Genomic DNA, 16045 nt, shown 5'->3' on the forward strand with positions numbered 1-16045 from the left:
TCAGCTGGCTACATGGCGCCAGTGCCAGGGCTCATACACGTAGCCTGCGCCATTGTCGGGCGGGTACGACAGCTCGAAGCCATAGGTCGCTGCGTTGCGGGTCAACCATCTGAATGCCGGTGTCGCTTCGAATTCGGGCTCCAGGTCGGTGCAGCCGGGGGTACCTATGTCGACGGCACGCCCGGTGTGATGCTCGCTGAAGAACGGCGGGGCCGAGACCGCAAGGATCTGCTCGATGCTCTGCCCCTTGTCCAGCTTGCGCTGGATGATGCTCTTCTGCCGTTCGACGCTTCTGAAGGCCGACACCAGGTAAAGCGCCACGCCCTCGGCACCGGCAGCCGCTTTCAACTGGCGCCAGGCCTGAGCGGCCACGGCGATCAGTTCGTGCTTTCGGTTGTCCTGGCCGGTCTCGGCCCACTGCAGCAGGCTGGCTTCGACGAACTCCTGCAGATGGCGCTCGATCACCGCGTTCAACGGTATGCCGAGCTGTTCGAGCATCTGCAATGCGGCGGGGGAGTAGGGCATGGGGCTGATCTGGGCAGTGGGTATCAATCCAGCCTAGCAGTGAAGGCGTGGTGCGATGGGGCGTCGTCCGTTCAAACAGGTTCGCCTTGCCGATGCGTTACTGGCCCTTGCACTGGGCCAGTACCACCTGGCAGGTCCTGGGCGTGCCACCGGAGCGGCTGGCGTAGCGCATGCAGTTGTCCATGGATTTCTTGCGGGCCTGGCCCAGGGTCGAGCCCCAGGCCAGGCCGCCTTCGCCAGTGCTGGGCACCGCCTTTGCGTAGCAGTTGGAACCCTGGGCGGCATAGCGATTGGCGGCCGTCTTGCCGGCGCAGCCGCCGGTCAGCAGCAGGGCGAATGCAAGCAGGCAGGGCAGGCCCCATGACAAGCGGCCAGGCACTGTTTTTGCGTTCATCCCGGTTCCCCTGTGCAACGGTCAAGCGACGTGAAAAAGGGGGGTGTTCCAATGGAATACCCGTGGCAGGCGCGGCTGGCCATCGGGTGGTGGGCGGTGCGTTCCTGGCCGGGGAAATCCGGCCGGGAACGGCGCGCCAGAGCCGTTCGAGTCAGTCGACTCGGCGAGCATACCTCACGGGCGCGAGGTTTTCACGGTCAGCACTTCGGTGTACACCACGTCGACCGTCTGGCCGACCTTGAGGTTCTTCATGCGCGCCTGCAGTTCAGGGTCCTCGACCTTCACCACCTTCACCTTGCCCTGGGGCGGCAGCAGGGTCACTTCATGGGCGTTGAGGTCGATGGCGGTGATCTTGGAGGTGACGCGCACCTGGCGGAAAGCTTCGCCGCCCGGGTTGGGGTTGTCCTTGGTGGCGCGCACGGTGCCGGCCTCGTCGGTGACCTTCGGCGCGCCGCCCTCACTGGTGTTGAGCACATAGGCCACGGCACGGGTCACCGTGATGTCGACCTTGTCGCCCACCTTCAGGTTGTGCAGGTCCTTGGCCTGTTTGGTCAGCTGGATAGGCACCTGGCTGTTGTTCGGGCCTTCGATCGTGACCCGGAAGTTGCCCGGGTCCACGGCCAGCACCTGGGTGCTGATGTGGTCTTGCAGCGCTTCGCTGCCCAGCGGCAGTTCGGCGGCGTGGGCCGCAAAGCTGGCAGTGGTCATGAGTGAGGCGAGGGCAACGGCGTGGGCGAGGGAGCGAATCGATTTCATAAGCCTGCATTCCATGTAATGGCTGAATGAGCGGAACAACGCATGACGCAACGTGCGTGGATCACGCGCAAAGCATAGCCACTGATTGCGGATATGCCCGTTAGACGCCGCCCTGCGACGGCACCTGGCCACGCATCGCGGCCTCGATGAATGGCGCCTTGCCGGCCAGGTACTCGCCGATACCGTCACGATTGGTCGCTTCAAGCTCAAGCTTCAACGCCTGGTAGCGCTGGCGAAGGTCGTCATCGCTGCGCAGCAGGTCGCGAAAGCGCAGCATCCAGGCAATCTGTGGGTGGCCCTGGGCACACACGTGCACCTTGTGGGTACGGATACCGTCGACATCACGACGGTAGAAGTGGTGGCCCGGCGACAGGTCGGAGCCGCGCACGTACCCCAGAGCCTGCATGTGGGCGTGGCGTGCTGCGGTTTCCCGATGCGCCTGAACCACCACCAGCACGTCGATCTCCGGCTTGGCGGCAAGGCCGGGTACGCCCGTGCTGCCCACATGATGGATGTCGATCAGTTCACTGCCAAAACCCTGGGCGATGCCTGCCCTGGCGGCCAGGTAGCGCTCGGGCCATTGGTTGTCGTAGGGGCGGATCTGGCTGGTCAGCTTCATTGCGGTGTTTCCCTGGGAGTCATATTGGCCAGTCGCTTACCCGCGCGTTCCAGCGCTCACGGTGGCGTTCGCGCCAGCCGCGGCTGCCGGAATCGAGCCAGGCGAGGGTGGCCTGCACACTGTCCTGGCTGATGATGAAGCTGTCGATATGGTTGACGATGGTCTCTTCGGCCACATGCAGCAGGGCCAGGTAGTCGTTGAAGCTTTCGGCCAGCACCACGTATTCGTCGCCTTGCTGGCGGCGGCCGGTCCAGGCGGGCAGGGCGGCGACCATCGCGGCCACCTGCTGGCGCCCCTCGCGCAGGTCCAGCAGCAACAGGCTGGCGCCGCCGTCACGCCCGATCGGCAGCAGGCCGTGGGCAGGGTAGCCAGGGCGCTGGCGTGCGCGTTCCAGCTCGTAGGGGTTCGACTCCCATTCGCCGTCCAGGTCCAGCCCGTACAGCGAGAAGCTCATCAGCTCCCGTTCGCCGCTGGCCAGGGTGACCGCCACGTCGTACTCGACGTAGGCGCCGTTGCAGGTCGTGAGAAATTCACGGTAGTCAGCCGGCAGGGGCGCACCAAGGCTGGCCTCCAGCTGTGCAAGCGCAGCGTCGCTGGCGCCTTGCCGGGTGTCTTCGAGCATCAGCCCGCGGTAATCGGTCATCGAGGTGGCTCGCTGTACAGGGGCGGCAGATGATGCCGCGCATGGGCGCCGCAGGCAAACGGCGCGGGTGGGGCCGCACCGTCTGCGGCATTACGCGGCCGGGGTGCCTTGATGAAAGGTCATCTGCCAATGGCCATCGAGCCTGCGCCATATCGAGCTGCGCAGCGACGCGGTGTCGCTGTGGCAGGTATAGATCACCAGCGCAACGTCCGGCGCCAGGGGGCGTACCTGAAAATCGCTGATCGTGCGCACCCTGAATGCCTGGACGGGCAGGCTGGAGAGCACATCCGCCTTGTGCCAGGCCTTGCCGCTGGCGCCAATCTCCATGAAGTCATCGGCCAGCAGCGTCGACAGCAAGGCCGTGTTGCGGCGTACGTCCTGCTGCAGCAGGCGTTGCTCCAGGTAGTGCAGGGTGGCTTCCAGCTCGCCAGCGGGTTGCGTTGCGGGGCTGGCGTCGCCGCGGCGCTTGCGCCATTCATCCTGCGTCAGCTCCCAGGTTTCCTGGGGCATCGGCCCACTGACGAAATTGCCGGGCTGCACGTGCAGCAGGTGCATGCCCTCGCGCAGCGATATGCGCCGTGACGCCAGGTTGCTCACGGCCTTGGGCACCTGCAGGGTCGGGCGATTCAAGGTGTCGAACCAGAAGCGGTTGATCACCTCGCACACCTCGCGCATGTAGCCCTTGCCTTGCCACTGCGGCGCCAGCCAGAAACCGCGGTGGTTGCCGGGGGTATCGTGCAGCGACACGCTGCCGATGCACTGCAGCGGGTTCTGCACCAGGCGGATCATCCAGTGCCATTCCTCGCCACGCGCCATGGCGGGCAGCGCCAGGTCGCGCACATACGTCAGTGCGCCGTCGTCCGGGTACGGCCAAGGCACGCGGCTGTCGAGATAACGCACCACCTCCCACTGCGGGAACAGTTGCTGGATCGCCGCAGCGTCGCTCAATTGCAGGGGCGTGAGCTGCAGGCGCGCGGTGGTGAAGGTAGGGATGCGGTTCATCTTGGCCTCGAAGCGGTAATGCATGGGGTGGGCGAGGGTGGGCAAGGTGTCGGCACCGAGGGTAAACCAAACCCATGCGCCAAGGCGATTGGATCGCGCAGGCCGGCACGCTGTAGCATGTGCGCCACGTTGGGCGCGACGCGCAAGGGGCGCGCCCTCACCACGCAATGACCATGGGGTGCGCATGAGCGACAACCAACCCTGCCGCGTCTGCGGCAACGTGATCCTGGCAAGCACCGCAGCGCGCACCGGCGGGTTGTGCATGCCCTGCAAGGGCGGCTACCGGGAGAACATCGAGAACGGCAAGCGCTACGCCCAGGAGCGCAAGCAGTACCTGGCCAGCCCGCAGGCGCTGTACTGGTCTGCGCTGGTCGACCGGGTGTTCCGCACGCCCCAGGGCTTTGCCGGGCTGGCACTGGCCGAGCAGCACTATTACGCGGTCAACGTGCTGCAGGGCGAGGTGTACAACGGCGGTTTCGACCAGTACTTCGGCAACTCCTCGGGCGATCACTACGCCAGCGCGTGCGCGGGGCTGCGCGAACTCGGCGCGTTGCAGACCCTCGCGCTGCTGGAGGAGGCCAAGGGCCTGTTGTTCGGCGCCCAGGCAGTGCCTGCCGAGCAGGGCGAGCGTCAGTTGCGCATGCCCACCTATGCCGATGAGCCCGACCTGGCCTGCGAGGCCGCGCTGGATGCACTGGACACTCGCTTCTACCTCGACCCCGACCAGCTGGAGGAGCGCCTGGTGGCGTATGCGCGGCAACAGCAGCTGTTTGCTGCCGATTAGGTTTCGGGATCCTGTTCTGCCAGGGGCGCGCGGTGTAAGTCGTTGCGGGCCTGCACGGTATCCAGTACCAGCTCCATGCCCTGGGACATCAGCGCGCTGCCCGCGCGCAGCGGTTCGGGTGGCCCAATCGGCTTGAAGCCCAGCGCGGTGTACAGGTGCATGGCAGGGCTGTCCTGAATCGTGACCCCCAGCCGTACCCGCTGCATGTCGTGGCGGCGGGCCCAGTCCAGCGCTGCCCGCAGCAGTGCCCGTCCGGCGCCGCGCCCGCGGCGGGTCGGGTCGACCCACATCTGGAAGATCTCGGCAACGCCGGGCCCTGCACCGGCCAGCTTGCACCACACCAGCCCACAGGGCGCTTCGCCCTCCAGCGCAACAAACGCACGGCCCTGGCCGGAGCTTGCCGCCGCCTGCAAGCGCGCCGACCAGTCTTCATCGGTGCGCGTGGCCTCCGAGCCGTAGGTGCTGCCGAACGCATCCGGCGAGTCCTGCAGTGACTGCAGGCGCAGGTCGCGGTACAGCGGCCAGTGCGAGGGTTCGAGTGCTGTTGTGGCGATCATGCTGCTGTTCACCTTGTCCATTGGTACTGCCTCAAGGCGTGTGCAGGGGTTCGCCAGCGGCTGCGGTGCGGTCCACCACGCGAATACTGTCACGTCCACCGCGCTTGGAGGCGTAGAGCGCGCTGTCGCTTTGTTCGATCAGGGCCGTGAGGCTGCCCGGCGGCTGGTCGAACAGGTTGGCGCCGATGCTCAGGGTCACTGGCGCAGGCGTGGGGAACAGCTGCGCGGCGGCCTGCCGGAACTGCTCGCGCAAGGCGCCGCCCAGCGCCAGGATACGTTCGGTGGGGGCGTTGTTGAGCAGAATCACGAACTCATCGCCACCCAGTCGCGCCGCCAGGGCGCCGGTGGGCAGCACCGCGCGGATCATCTCGCTCAGGTCGACCAGCAGGCGGTCACCGGCGCTATGCCCGAACAGGTCGTTGACCAGCTTGAAGTTGTCGATATCGATCAGCAGCAACGCTCCGGGCCGCGTGGCCGACACGTCTTCGAGCAGGCGCGGCGCACGGACTTCCAGGGCGCGGCGGTTGTACAGGGCCGTCAGCGGGTCACGGGCGGCCAGGCGGGCGATGCGTTTTTCTCGCCGGTAGCGCTCGGTGCCGGTCATCGACAGCGCAATCAGCATGATTGCCATGGCGCCTTCCACCAGCGAGATCTGGATGATCTGGCCGCGGAACGCCGCCAGGTCGATCAGCGTGCCGGGCACCACCGCCGTGATCGCCTTGGCCACGTAGAACAGGCCGTGCATCAGCAGCACGTAGCGCAGTTGCACCGCCCCCACGCTCAGCGACTTGCCATGCGGGCGCAGCAGTGCACTGGCCTTGAGCGCCAGCAGCGCCACCAGCAGCGAGTTGACCAGCAGCATCAGCTTGGACCATTGCGGCTCCTCGGGTACCACCAGCAGCGCGAGCCATACCACGAAGACCAGGTACCAGCCCCGCGACAGCTGGGTTTGCGTGAAACGCCCGACACCCAGCAGGAACAGCCAGTGCGCCGTCACCAGCAGGCCATTGGCGAACCAGATACCGATCAGCAGCAGGCCGCTGCTGCGCAGCAGCGCGAGGGTACAGCCCACGGTGATGGTGGCGAACCCGGCGCTCCAGAACAGCAGCGAGGGTTCACGCACGCTGCGCCACTCGATCGCCAGGTACAGCGCGGCGGCCGCGGCGAGGGCGATCGTGATGGTGAGCATCGTGGGTGGGTCTAGCGCCATGGCGAGCGGGCCTGCATGAAGTGCACGGAAAGCGGCGATTGTAAGCGTTTGAATCGGTTTTTCGCAGTGCTTGCGCGAAGCGTTTCAGCCGGCTGTCGCAAACCTGGGCCAGCCTGTCGCGGGCAGTGCAAAAGACCCTATCGACCCTGTGGTCAATGGTCCTCGATTGCGTACCACGGCGCCTTCGAAGCCACCTCCACATGGCGCTGCCTGTCGAACGTCATGGGTGAGTCCAGGGTGCCCAGCGCAATCGAGATCCAGTCGGCATGGTCCCCCTGTGAGCGCGACCAGAACAGCGATGAACCGCAGTCGCCACAGAACTGGCGCGCCACCGACTCGGACGATGCGTACGACTTGAGCCGCTCGCCTCCCTGCAGCAGTTGCAGGTCGTCGCGCCTGACGCTGGCGTAGCTGGCGAACGCCGCCCCGTGGCCCTTGCGGCACTGGCTGCAATGGCAGTGCGAAACCGCCTTGAGGGGCGCGCTGAGCTGATAACGGATGGCGCCGCACAGGCAGCTGCCCTGGTACTGGTGTGTCATGGAAGGTCCAACCCGGTTGCTCGCAATACAGGGCCGACAGTCTAAGCTGATCCCTTGCCCGTCATGCAACACACCCTTTTGCCACCCTGCACCGAGGCCCCGCCCTATGCCGTTGTTTCGCCCTCCCTACGCCAGCGCCCTGGCGCTCTGCCTGTCCTTCGCCTGTACCGGCGCCATCGCTTCCCCCGCCCAGGACCTGCTGGAAAAAGCCAAGGCCGAGCAGTCGAGCTACCTGGATACCCTCAAAACCCTGGTATCGGTGGACACCGGTACCGGCACCCAGCAAGGCCTCACCGACATCGGCGCATTGCTGGTCAAGCGCCTGGAGGCCCTGGGCGCCACGGTGCAGACCAGCGCCGCCACGCCCTCGGTGGGCAACAACATCGTCGGCACCTTCAAGGGCAGCGGCAGCAAGCGCTTCATGCTGATGGTGCATTACGACACCGTGTTCGGCCCCGGCACCGCCGCCAGGCGCCCGTTTCGCATCGAGGGCGAGCGTGCCTATGGCCCCGGGGTGGCCGACGCGAAGGGCGGGGTGGCGATGATCCTGCATGCGATCAAGCTGCTGCAGGATGTGCGCTTCAACGACTACGCCACCCTGACCGTGCTGTTCAACCCCGATGAAGAAATGGGCTCGCTCGGCTCCCGGCAGATCATTGCCGAGCTTGCGCGCAAGCATGACTACGTCTTCTCCTACGAGCCCCCGAACAAGGACGCGGTGACGGTGGCCACCAACGGCATCAACCAGCTGTTGCTGGAAGTGCGCGGTCGCTCGGCACACGCCGGCTCCGCCCCTGAAGAGGGGCGCAACGCCTTGACCGAGCTGGCGCACCAGGTGGTGCAGCTCAAGGACCTGGGCGACCCGGCCAAAGGCACCACGGTCAACTGGACCCTGGCCAAGGCCGGCGAGAAAGCCAACATCATCCCGGCGCTGGCCACCGCCGAAGCCGACATGCGCTATGCCGACCTGTCCGAAAGCGACCGCGTGCTGGCCGACGCGCAACGTATCAGCCAGGCCCGGCTCATCGCCGACACGCAGGTCACGCTGACCCTGCGCAAGGGGCGCCCGCCGCTGGCCAGAAATGAAGGCTCCGCCGCCCTGGCCAGCACTGCCCAGCAGCTGTATGGCCAGATCGATCGCACCCTGGAACCCATCGCCATGCGTTTTGGCACCGACGCCGGCTATGCCTATGTGCCCGGCAGCGCCACGCCGGCGGTGCTCGAAACCATGGGCGTGGTCGGGGCCGGGTTGCACGCCGACGATGAATACATCGATCTGTCCAGCATCGCGCCGCGCCTGTACCTGACGGTGGCGATGATCCGGCACCTCTCGCAGTAGGCTGCACCGCGCCCTCCCGGCACCCGGGAGGGCGGGCGGTTTCAGCTGTGGTTGATGTCGCGGTCCTTGGTCTCGGGCAGGAAGAAGGTACCCAGGATGGCGGTCATCACCGCGATCACGATCGGATACCACAGCCCGTAGTAGATATCCCCCGTGGCCGCGACCATGGCGAACGCCACCGTGGGCAGGAAGCCGCCGAACCAGCCGTTGCCGATATGGTAGGGCAGCGACATCGAGGTGTAGCGGATACGCGCCGGGAAAAGCTCCACCAGCCATGCGGCGATCGGCCCGTAGACCATGGTCACGTAGATCACCAGGATGGTCAGCAGCAACAGCACCATGGGGTAGTTGGTCTTGTTCGGGTCGGCCTTTTCCGGGTAGCCGGCGTCCTTCAGGGCCGCGCCCAGGGTGGCGGCGAAGGCATCGTTCTGCGTCTTGAAGTCGGCGGCCGGCAGGCGGCTGCCGTCGAAGCTGGGCACCACCGTGCTGCCGATGCGCACCTGCGCCACGCTGCCGGGCTCGGCCTTTTCGTTCACGTAGGGGATCGCGCGCTTGGCCAGCACGCTCTTGGCCACGTCGCACGAACTGGTGAAGCGCGCCTTGCCCACCGGGTCGAACTGGAACGAACACTGCGCCGGGTCGGCGACCACCGTCACCGGGTTGCGTGCCTGGGCACTGAACACGTCGGGGTTGCCGTACTGGGTCAGCGCATGAAAGATCGGGAAGTAGGTCAGCGCCGCCAGGATGCAGCCGGCCATGATGATGCCCTTGCGCCCGATGCGGTCGGACAGGCTGCCGAAGATGACGAAGAACGGCGTGCCGATCAGCAGCGAACCGGCAATCAGCAGGTTGGCGGTCTGCGGGTCGATCTTGAGCGTCTGCAACAGAAAGAACAGCGCATAGAACTGCCCGGTGTACCACACCACCGCCTGGCCGGCGGTACCGCCGAGTAGCGACATGATCACCACCTTGAGGTTGTCCCAGCGGGCGAACGACTCGGTCAGCGGCGCCCTGGATGCCTTGCCTTCGGCCTTCATCCGGTTGAATACCGGCGACTCGCTCAGTTGCAGGCGGATGTACACCGACACGATCAGCAGCAGAATCGACAGCAGGAATGGTATGCGCCAGCCCCACGCCTCGAACGCCTCGGTGCCCAGCACGGTACGGCACGCCAGGATCACCAGCAGCGACAGAAACAGCCCCAGCGTGGCGGTGGTCTGGATCCACGAGGTGAAGAAGCCGCGCTTGCCGGGCGGTGCGTGCTCGGCCACGTAGGTGGCGGCGCCGCCGTATTCACCGCCCAGCGCCAGGCCTTGCAGCAGGCGCAGGGTGATCAGGATCACCGGGGCCGCCACGCCGATGCTCGAGTAGCTGGGCAACAGGCCCACCACCGCGGTGGACACGCCCATGATCACGATGGTGATGAGGAAGGTGTGCTTGCGTCCGATCATGTCGCCCAGGCGGCCGAACACGATGGCGCCGAACGGCCTTACCGCAAACCCGGCGGCGAAGGCGAGCAGGGCGAAGATGAAGGCAGTGGTTTCGTTGACCCCGGCAAAGAAGTGCTTGGCGATGATCGCCGCCAGGGAGCCATACAGATAGAAGTCGTACCACTCGAACACGGTGCCCAGGGACGAGGCAAAGATGACCTTGCGTTCCTCTTTGGTGATCCCGCGCCTGGGCGCACTGCCTGTGGAAGTGCTGTCGATTGTCGCCATGAGTTTTCTCCGGATTGTTGTTGTAGGCCGGAACACCCACTGCCACTTCACCCAAGCCCTGGGGCTGATGTCATCGGACTACGCAATGCGCACAGACACCTCGCAGCGCTGCCCGCTCGTTTGAAGCATAATCAGCTTCGCGCAGATATCCACTCGCCGACGGTTGGCCGGACGGCAGGAGGGGGCTGCAATAACCAGACGTGATGAGAAAGGGACACGCAATGCCGCAAAATGCTGACGACTCGTTCTACGACCGCGCCGACGCCCATATAGAGCTGTCCAACGAGCAGCTCGGGCAGGTCCAGGACCTGGGCAAGGTGAGTGCCTCGATGATGTTCGGCACCACCCGGTTCAATGCCTGGGTGAGTGCGCGCAACTTCAAGTCGGGGGAAGAAATGGCGCAGGCACGCGAGGCGATGCTCACGTACTTCTGCGACCAGTACCGGATGATGCTCGAAGACAACCTGGACGACCATATCAACAACTTTGCGACATACATGCAGGGTTCGGCCAAGTAACGCGTTGCCCGCTTCGCCGGCAACGCCGGCTCCTACAAGGAAGAACCGTTATGGCAGGTGAATACAATCTGGCGCTGGTGATTGCCGCGACGCTCAGCGCGCTGGCGGCCGTGCTGCACGTGGGTACGATCATCGCGGGGCCGTCCTGGTATCGCCTGTTCGGGGCGGGTGAGCGCTTCATCCGGGCGGCGGAGGCGGGCCGGACCTTTCCGGCGGTGGTCACGGCAGCGATTGCGCTGGTGCTGCTGAGCTGGGCGGCCTTTGCATTGTCGGGGGCGGGCGTGATCGCGCCGCTGCCGTTGCTGCTGCCGGCGTTGTGCGCGATCACGCTGGTGTACCTGCTGCGCGGTATCGCCGGGCCCTTCGTGCTGGCCAATACCGGGCGCAGCCAGTGCTTCATCGTGGTGAGCTCGCTGGTGTGCCTGGGGTTCGGGGTGGTGCACCTGGTGGGGCTGGTGCAGGTCTGGGGCCGCCTGGGCTGATCCGCGAATGGCCGGCGGGGGCGCCGGGCCGGTGCCGCCACCCGGTCGGCCTCAGGCCTGTGCAGCCACACTGGCCATGAACAACCCCAGTTTCTTCTGGAAGTCGGCCACCTGCTGGTTGCCGGTGTCTTCGTTGCAGCGCAGCTCCCATTTCAGGCGTGATACCTGGCGCTGCACCGCATCGCACTCGGTATCCAGTTGCACCAGCCGGTTCAACTGTTCGCTGCGTTGCCCGGCCTGCTGGCTCAGCTCCACGAACCGCCAGGATTTGCCCGGCTGGATGTGGGTCTTGCGATAGCTGACCTGCAACGTGGGGCGTTCATCGTGCAGGTTGAGGTTGAGGTAGAACTTGATCTGCTTTTTCAGCACGCTCTGCAGGTTGAGATCGTCCACCACCTCGCGACGACCGCTCAGGTAGTCCTCGATGAACGGCAGGTTGTCGCGGTTCTGCTCACTGAAGGTCGCCGGTTCGATCAGTGCCGGGGTCAGGTTGACGGCAATCTTCTCGAACTCCAGAAAGTAGGTGTGGATGTCGTCGAGCAGCGCCTTGCGCTCGTCGTGAAGCCGCTGCAGGTGCTGTTCGCTGTCGTGCAGTGCCTGGGCCAGCGCCGGCGATGTCTTGTCCGGGCTGTGCTTGCCCTGCAACGAGCGGAAGGCATAGCGGGCGAGGAAGTCGGACAGTGCCTCTTCCCCTCGGGCCGCCAGTGCCACTGCCTGGGCCTGCAGGTCGGCGGCCGCGCCCTCGAGGTCGCAATTGCGGAGCTTGGTCAACAAGGTGGTGAGTGTCGCTTGATCCATATGCAGCCCTCCCTTTGGCTGCCTCGCACAGTACTGCACCTGAGCGCCGGCCTGCCAGTGTCGGTGAAGCAGGTTGTTTCGGCAGCAATCATAAAAATCCACCGCAAGCTAATGAGAAGTATTACCATGCACGACTCCCGTCAGCCTGCGTCCCGGAACCCTGCCGATGCATCCACTTTCCAGCACCCACCATGCGGTGGGCGAACTCTACGTTCAACACCACAGCTGGTTGACGCAGATGCTGCGCCGCAAGCTGGGCAACCGGGAGCAGGCGCTGGACCTGGCGCAGGACACCTTCGTGCGCATCCTGCGCAGCGAGGCACCGCCGGTGTACCGCGAGCCGCGTGCCTACCTCACCACCGTGGCCAGCCGCCTGTGCATCCAGTACTTCCGGCGCCATGCGCTGGAGAAGGCCTACATGGAGTCGCTGGCCCATCTTGAACCAGCGCTGGTGCCGTCCCCGGAAACTCGCCTGCTGGTGCTCGAGGCGCTGGACGCGGTGGGCCAGGTGCTCGATGGGCTGGGCAGCAAGGTGCGCGAGATCTTCCTGCTGTCACAGCTTGACGGCCTGACCTACGCGCAGATCGCCGAACACCAGGGCCTGACGGTGAACGTGGTGCAAAAGGCCATGCTCAAGGCCTACCGACACTGCTATGCGGCGGTCTACGGCGCATGAGCCGCTTCGCCCGGATCGACAACCAGCCGCTGGACCCCGGCGTGGTAGAGCAGGCCATGCTGTGGATGGTCACCCTGCAGTCGGGTGTCAGCAGCCTGGCCGAGCAGCAGGCCTGCCAGCACTGGCGCAATGAAAACCCCCAGCATGAACTGGCCTGGCAGCGTCTTGCCGGGCTCACCCATGACCTGCGCCAGGGCACCAGGACGTTACCGGCCGCCGGCGCGCGCGGATTGCTGCAGGCACGTGGCACTGCGTCGCGGCGCAATGTGCTCAAGGGCTTCGCCGGGCTGGGGGTGGTACTGGCGGCTGGCCTTAGCGTGCGTGAGCGGGTGCTGCTGCCGGAACTGTTCAGTGACTACCGCACCACCACCGGCGAGCGTCATCACGTGGCGTTGTCTGGCGAGGTGGAGCTGACCCTGGATACCCGCACCGGCGTGGATGCTCACGCAGACGTGCTGGCGCTCAACCTGGGGCGGATCATGCTCACCCTGGGGCAAGGTGCTTCGCTGGCGGTGCGCACCGCCAATGGCTGGGTACGCCCCGAGCCCGCCTCGCGGCTGGTGGTCAGCCAGGGCCTGCCCGGGGTGTCGGGTACCCAGGTGCAGGTGCTGGCAGGCAGTGCCTCGATCGCCTGGGCCGGCAGCACCCGCATGACCTTGAGCGCCGGCCAGCAGGTGGCGTTCGGGCAGCAGGTCGGCAGTGTCGAACCCCTCGACGCGGGCGCCCAGGCCTGGGTTGACGGCCTGCTGATTGCCGAGCGCATGCCACTGGGCCAGGTGTTGGCCCAGCTCGACCGCTACCGGCGCGGCGTACTGCGCTGCGATCCGGCGGTGGCGGCCTTGCAGGTGTCGGGTTCGTTCTCCCTCGATCGGCCCGATGCCAGCCTCGACCTGCTGGCCAGTGTGTTGCCGATACGGGTACAGCGTGTGTTCGGCTACTGGGCAAACGTGGTCGTGGCCTGAGAACGATTATTTTTAACAGCGGCGGCAGTTTTTTCCATCTCATGCATCAAGACCAGGGAAGACGCTGAAAAACAGCGCATCGCCAACACCCTCAACCCATGGAATTGTTTATGCACAGCCGCCTCACTCCGCTTGCCGGTGCCTTGCGCACGGCCATCCTCGGGCTTTCCCTCGTGTGCGCCAGCCAGGGCGTACTGGCCGGCGCCGATGCCCACGCCACCCACGCCTTCCATATCGACGCCGGCAACCTCGATCGCGTGCTCGGCGCATTCGGCCAGCAGGCCGGGGTGATGATCGCGGTCGACTCGGCCCTGACCCAAGGCATCCACAGCAGCGGCCTGGACGGCAGCTACGCCATCGCCGAGGGCCTGGAGCGGCTGCTCGCACCCAAGGGCCTGCAGGCGATGCCCGAAGGCGAGGGCTACCGGGTAATGCCAAGGCTGGCCACCGGCAGTGCGCAGCTGGAGCTGCAGGCCACCGAAGTCAGCGCCAACCAGCTGGGCACCATCACCGAAGGCACCGGCTCCTACACGCCGGGCACCATCGCCACCGCCACGCGCATGGTGCTGACCCCGCGGGAAACCCCGCAGTCGATCTCTGTGGTCACGCGCCAGGCCATGGACGATTTCGGCCTGAACGCCATCGACGATGTGATGCGCCACACCCCCGGCATCACCGTGTCGACCTACGACAGTGAACGTACCAACTACTATTCGCGCGGCTTCTCCATCGTCAACTTCCAGTACGACGGCATCCCGACCCTGCGTGACGCGCAGTACTCGGCCGGGCAGACCCTTACCGACATGGCGATCTATGACCGGGTCGAGGTGCTCAAGGGCGCCACCGGCCTGCTCACCGGCGCGGGCGGCCCCGGTGGCACGATCAACCTGATCCGCAAGAAGCCGACGGCCGACTTCAGGGGGCATGTGGACCTGGGCGCCGGCTCCTGGGACAACTACCGCTCGGAGATCGACCTCAGCGGCCCGCTGACCGACAGTGGCAACGTGCGGGGCCGGGCGGTGGCCGCCTATCAGGACAAGCACTCGTTCATGGACCATTACGAGCGCAAGACCAGCGTGTACTACGGCATCCTGGAAGTGGACCTGGACGAAGACACCCTGCTGACCCTGGGCGCCGACTACCAGGACAGCGACCCCAGGGGCTCGGGCTGGTCGGGCAGCCGTCCGGTGTACGACTCCCAGGGCAACCCCATCAGCCTGCCGCGTTCGTTCAACAATGGCGCCAAGTGGAGCAGTTGGGAGCAGTACTCGCGCACGCTGTTCGCCACCCTGGAGCATCGCCTGGCCAATGACTGGGTCATCAAGGGTCAGTACAACCACCAGATCAATGGTTATGACGCGCCACTGGGCTCGGTGTCGCCCGACACCCCGACCGTGTCGTCGATCTATTCGCGCAAGTACACCGGCGAAACCACCAGCGACAGCGGCGACCTCTACGCCACCGGGCCGTTCAGCCTGTTCGGGCGCGAACACCAACTGGTGGTGGGTGGCTCGGTGTCCAGCTCGCACTGGAAGGGCGACAACTACAACAACGTCACCTACTTCGACAACGAATACGATCTGGAGAGCTGGCACGGTCAGGCCATCGAGCCGGACTGGGGCTCGGTGACAAAGCGCAACGACGAAACCACCCGGCAAAGTGGCGGCTACCTGACTGCGCGCTTCAGTGTCACCGATGACCTTTCGCTGCTGCTGGGCAGCCGCCTGGCAAACTTTCAGGTCACCGGCACCAGCGACAGCCAGGAGAGCGGACGGCTGGTGCCCTATGCCGGGGTGGTGTACGACCTCAACAGCAACTTCTCTGCGTATGCCAGCTACACCGATATCTTCCTGCCGCAGACGGCCTACCGTGACAGCCGCAACAGGATGCTCGAGCCCAACGAGGGCCAGAACTACGAGGTGGGCATCAAGGGTGAGTTCTACGACGGTCGCCTGAACACCAGCCTGGCCTACTTCGAAGTGCACGAAGATAACCGCCCGCAGGCCGACACGTTCTACAACGCCAGGCCAACCAACCCCGACATCGACTACGCCTACATGGGCATCAAGTCCAGAACCAAGGGCTACGAGGCAGAGGTGTCCGGGGAGCTGGCACCCGGCTGGCAGGTGCAGGCCGGCTACACGCACAAGGTCAGCCGCGACCAGGGCGGGGCCAAGGTAGCTACCTGGGAGCCCGAAGATCAGCTCAACCTCTACACCACCTACAAACTTGGCGGGCGCCTCGACAAGCTCACCGTGGGCGGTGGGGCACGCTGGCAGGGCAAGGGCTGGCAGGTCCTCAACAACTACGCCAAGGGCACCAATGACACCTTCACCCAGACCCCGTACTGGCTGGTCGACCTGATGGCGCGCTACCAGTTCACCGAGCACCTGTCGGCGTCGGTCAACGTCTACAACCTGTTCGACAAGTACTACTACACCAACATCGGCTTCTATAACTCCTCGTACTACGGTGACCCGCGCAACGTGATGTTCAGCACTCGCTGGGACTTCTGACGTCCAG

At 65.5% G+C, this 16045-nt stretch carries 18 protein-coding genes and 1 pseudogene; 7 read left to right on the forward strand and 12 right to left on the reverse strand.

Annotation, left to right across the window (positions count from 1 at the left end; translation table 11 throughout):
• The 7 genes and pseudogenes from CR917_RS12195 to CR917_RS27695 all read right to left on the reverse strand — a co-directional run.
• Positions 1–525, reverse strand: coding sequence for a D-alanyl-D-alanine carboxypeptidase family protein (locus CR917_RS12195; RefSeq protein WP_043861386.1), 525 nt, complete (start codon positions 523–525; stop codon positions 1–3).
• Between the two features lie 97 nt (positions 526–622).
• A complete protein-coding gene (locus CR917_RS12200) occupies positions 623–919 on the reverse strand; it encodes a hypothetical protein (RefSeq protein WP_088514983.1) in 297 nt (98 codons plus the stop codon).
• Between the two features lie 174 nt (positions 920–1093).
• Positions 1094–1675, reverse strand: coding sequence for a hypothetical protein (locus CR917_RS12205; protein WP_104572350.1), 582 nt, complete (start codon positions 1673–1675; stop codon positions 1094–1096).
• 100 nt (positions 1676–1775) lie between these two features.
• Complete coding sequence (locus tag CR917_RS12210) at positions 1776–2294, reverse strand: GrpB family protein (RefSeq protein WP_054914616.1); 519 nt, start codon at positions 2292–2294, stop codon at positions 1776–1778.
• 19 nt (positions 2295–2313) lie between these two features.
• The gene (locus CR917_RS12215; RefSeq protein ID WP_104572351.1) at positions 2314–2937 is read right to left on the reverse strand and encodes an SMI1/KNR4 family protein; all 624 of its coding nucleotides are present in this window, start codon (positions 2935–2937) and stop codon (positions 2314–2316) included.
• A gap of 90 nt (positions 2938–3027) precedes the next feature.
• A complete protein-coding gene (locus CR917_RS27690; RefSeq protein ID WP_371920450.1) occupies positions 3028–3360 on the reverse strand; it encodes a DUF4440 domain-containing protein in 333 nt (110 codons plus the stop codon).
• A gap of 36 nt (positions 3361–3396) precedes the next feature.
• Positions 3397–3939 (reverse strand): annotated as a pseudogene (locus CR917_RS27695) (GNAT family N-acetyltransferase); the annotation flags it as partial.
• Between the two features lie 184 nt (positions 3940–4123).
• Here CR917_RS27695 and CR917_RS12225 point away from each other — a divergent pair.
• Positions 4124–4723, forward strand: a complete 600-nt coding sequence (locus CR917_RS12225) for a DMP19 family protein (protein ID WP_058540104.1) — start codon at positions 4124–4126, stop codon at positions 4721–4723.
• Here CR917_RS12225 and CR917_RS12230 read toward each other — a convergent pair.
• The 3 genes from CR917_RS12230 to CR917_RS12240 form a co-directional block, all read right to left on the reverse strand.
• A complete protein-coding gene (locus CR917_RS12230; protein WP_104573161.1) occupies positions 4720–5280 on the reverse strand; it encodes a GNAT family N-acetyltransferase in 561 nt (186 codons plus the stop codon). The two genes, CR917_RS12225 and CR917_RS12230, sit on opposite strands and share 4 nt — an antisense overlap.
• 31 nt (positions 5281–5311) lie before the next feature.
• On the reverse strand, positions 5312–6490 hold the full coding sequence (locus CR917_RS12235) for a GGDEF domain-containing protein (RefSeq protein WP_080922866.1): 1179 nt from the start codon (positions 6488–6490) through the stop codon (positions 5312–5314).
• Between the two features lie 152 nt (positions 6491–6642).
• Positions 6643–7029 carry a GFA family protein gene (locus CR917_RS12240; protein WP_104572353.1) on the reverse strand — a complete coding sequence of 129 codons (387 nt, stop codon included), beginning with the start codon at positions 7027–7029 and terminating at the stop codon, positions 6643–6645.
• 106 nt (positions 7030–7135) lie between these two features.
• Here CR917_RS12240 and CR917_RS12245 point away from each other — a divergent pair, with 106 nt between their 5' ends.
• Entirely contained in the window at positions 7136–8368 is a 1233-nt protein-coding gene (locus tag CR917_RS12245; RefSeq protein ID WP_104572354.1) for a M20/M25/M40 family metallo-hydrolase, read from the forward strand.
• Positions 8369–8409: 41 nt separating this feature from the next.
• On the opposite strand, the gene CR917_RS12250 is transcribed toward CR917_RS12245, so the two are convergent.
• The gene (locus CR917_RS12250; protein WP_054914613.1) at positions 8410–10086 is read right to left on the reverse strand and encodes an MFS transporter; all 1677 of its coding nucleotides are present in this window, start codon (positions 10084–10086) and stop codon (positions 8410–8412) included.
• 221 nt (positions 10087–10307) lie between these two features.
• Here CR917_RS12250 and CR917_RS12255 point away from each other — a divergent pair, with 221 nt between their 5' ends.
• Positions 10308–10604 carry a DUF3144 domain-containing protein gene (locus CR917_RS12255; RefSeq protein ID WP_043861375.1) on the forward strand — a complete coding sequence of 99 codons (297 nt, stop codon included), beginning with the start codon at positions 10308–10310 and terminating at the stop codon, positions 10602–10604.
• Between the two features lie 50 nt (positions 10605–10654).
• Complete coding sequence (locus tag CR917_RS12260; RefSeq protein WP_104572355.1) at positions 10655–11086, forward strand: hypothetical protein; 432 nt, start codon at positions 10655–10657, stop codon at positions 11084–11086.
• A 51-nt stretch (positions 11087–11137) separates the two neighbouring features.
• On the opposite strand, the gene CR917_RS12265 is transcribed toward CR917_RS12260, so the two are convergent.
• Entirely contained in the window at positions 11138–11884 is a 747-nt protein-coding gene (locus CR917_RS12265) for a hypothetical protein (RefSeq protein WP_058540110.1), read from the reverse strand.
• A 166-nt stretch (positions 11885–12050) separates the two neighbouring features.
• Between CR917_RS12265 and CR917_RS12270 the strand changes: the two genes are divergently transcribed.
• The 3 genes from CR917_RS12270 to CR917_RS12280 all read left to right on the forward strand — a co-directional run bounded on the left by CR917_RS12270 (position 12051) and on the right by CR917_RS12280 (position 16038).
• On the forward strand, positions 12051–12560 hold the full coding sequence (locus CR917_RS12270) for a sigma-70 family RNA polymerase sigma factor (RefSeq protein WP_043861372.1): 510 nt from the start codon (positions 12051–12053) through the stop codon (positions 12558–12560).
• Positions 12557–13522, forward strand: coding sequence for a DUF4880 domain-containing protein (locus CR917_RS12275; RefSeq protein WP_043861371.1), 966 nt, complete (start codon positions 12557–12559; stop codon positions 13520–13522). The genes CR917_RS12270 and CR917_RS12275 overlap by 4 nt, the downstream gene beginning before the upstream one ends.
• Positions 13523–13632: 110 nt before the next feature.
• Positions 13633–16038, forward strand: a complete 2406-nt coding sequence (locus tag CR917_RS12280; RefSeq protein WP_058540112.1) for a TonB-dependent siderophore receptor — start codon at positions 13633–13635, stop codon at positions 16036–16038.
• Positions 16039–16045: the final 7 nt, after the last annotated feature.

The sequence above is a fragment of the Pseudomonas sp. BRM28 genome (assembly GCF_002939405.1).
GTDB classification, from domain to species: domain Bacteria; phylum Pseudomonadota; class Gammaproteobacteria; order Pseudomonadales; family Pseudomonadaceae; genus Aquipseudomonas; species Aquipseudomonas palmensis.

What these genes read in the sequence shown, in the direction of transcription:
- CR917_RS12260 (WP_104572355.1), top strand. Translation starts at nt 10,655, where the DNA reads ATGGCAGGTGAATACAATCTGGCGCTGGTGATTGCCGCGACGCTCAGC.
- CR917_RS12205 (WP_104572350.1), bottom strand. Translation starts at nt 1,675, where the DNA reads ATGAAATCGATTCGCTCCCTCGCCCACGCCGTTGCCCTCGCCTCACTC.
- CR917_RS12195 (WP_043861386.1), bottom strand. Translation starts at nt 525, where the DNA reads ATGCCCTACTCCCCCGCCGCATTGCAGATGCTCGAACAGCTCGGCATA.
- CR917_RS12255 (WP_043861375.1), top strand. Translation starts at nt 10,308, where the DNA reads ATGCCGCAAAATGCTGACGACTCGTTCTACGACCGCGCCGACGCCCAT.
- CR917_RS12265 (WP_058540110.1), bottom strand. Translation starts at nt 11,884, where the DNA reads ATGGATCAAGCGACACTCACCACCTTGTTGACCAAGCTCCGCAATTGC.
- CR917_RS12210 (WP_054914616.1), bottom strand. Translation starts at nt 2,294, where the DNA reads ATGAAGCTGACCAGCCAGATCCGCCCCTACGACAACCAATGGCCCGAG.
- CR917_RS12270 (WP_043861372.1), top strand. Translation starts at nt 12,051, where the DNA reads ATGCATCCACTTTCCAGCACCCACCATGCGGTGGGCGAACTCTACGTT.
- CR917_RS12200 (WP_088514983.1), bottom strand. Translation starts at nt 919, where the DNA reads ATGAACGCAAAAACAGTGCCTGGCCGCTTGTCATGGGGCCTGCCCTGC.
- CR917_RS12250 (WP_054914613.1), bottom strand. Translation starts at nt 10,086, where the DNA reads ATGGCGACAATCGACAGCACTTCCACAGGCAGTGCGCCCAGGCGCGGG.
- CR917_RS12245 (WP_104572354.1), top strand. Translation starts at nt 7,136, where the DNA reads ATGCCGTTGTTTCGCCCTCCCTACGCCAGCGCCCTGGCGCTCTGCCTG.
- CR917_RS12235 (WP_080922866.1), bottom strand. Translation starts at nt 6,490, where the DNA reads ATGGCGCTAGACCCACCCACGATGCTCACCATCACGATCGCCCTCGCC.
- CR917_RS12225 (WP_058540104.1), top strand. Translation starts at nt 4,124, where the DNA reads ATGAGCGACAACCAACCCTGCCGCGTCTGCGGCAACGTGATCCTGGCA.
- CR917_RS12240 (WP_104572353.1), bottom strand. Translation starts at nt 7,029, where the DNA reads ATGACACACCAGTACCAGGGCAGCTGCCTGTGCGGCGCCATCCGTTAT.
- CR917_RS12280 (WP_058540112.1), top strand. Translation starts at nt 13,633, where the DNA reads ATGCACAGCCGCCTCACTCCGCTTGCCGGTGCCTTGCGCACGGCCATC.
- CR917_RS12230 (WP_104573161.1), bottom strand. Translation starts at nt 5,280, where the DNA reads ATGATCGCCACAACAGCACTCGAACCCTCGCACTGGCCGCTGTACCGC.
- CR917_RS12215 (WP_104572351.1), bottom strand. Translation starts at nt 2,937, where the DNA reads ATGACCGATTACCGCGGGCTGATGCTCGAAGACACCCGGCAAGGCGCC.
- CR917_RS12275 (WP_043861371.1), top strand. Translation starts at nt 12,557, where the DNA reads ATGAGCCGCTTCGCCCGGATCGACAACCAGCCGCTGGACCCCGGCGTG.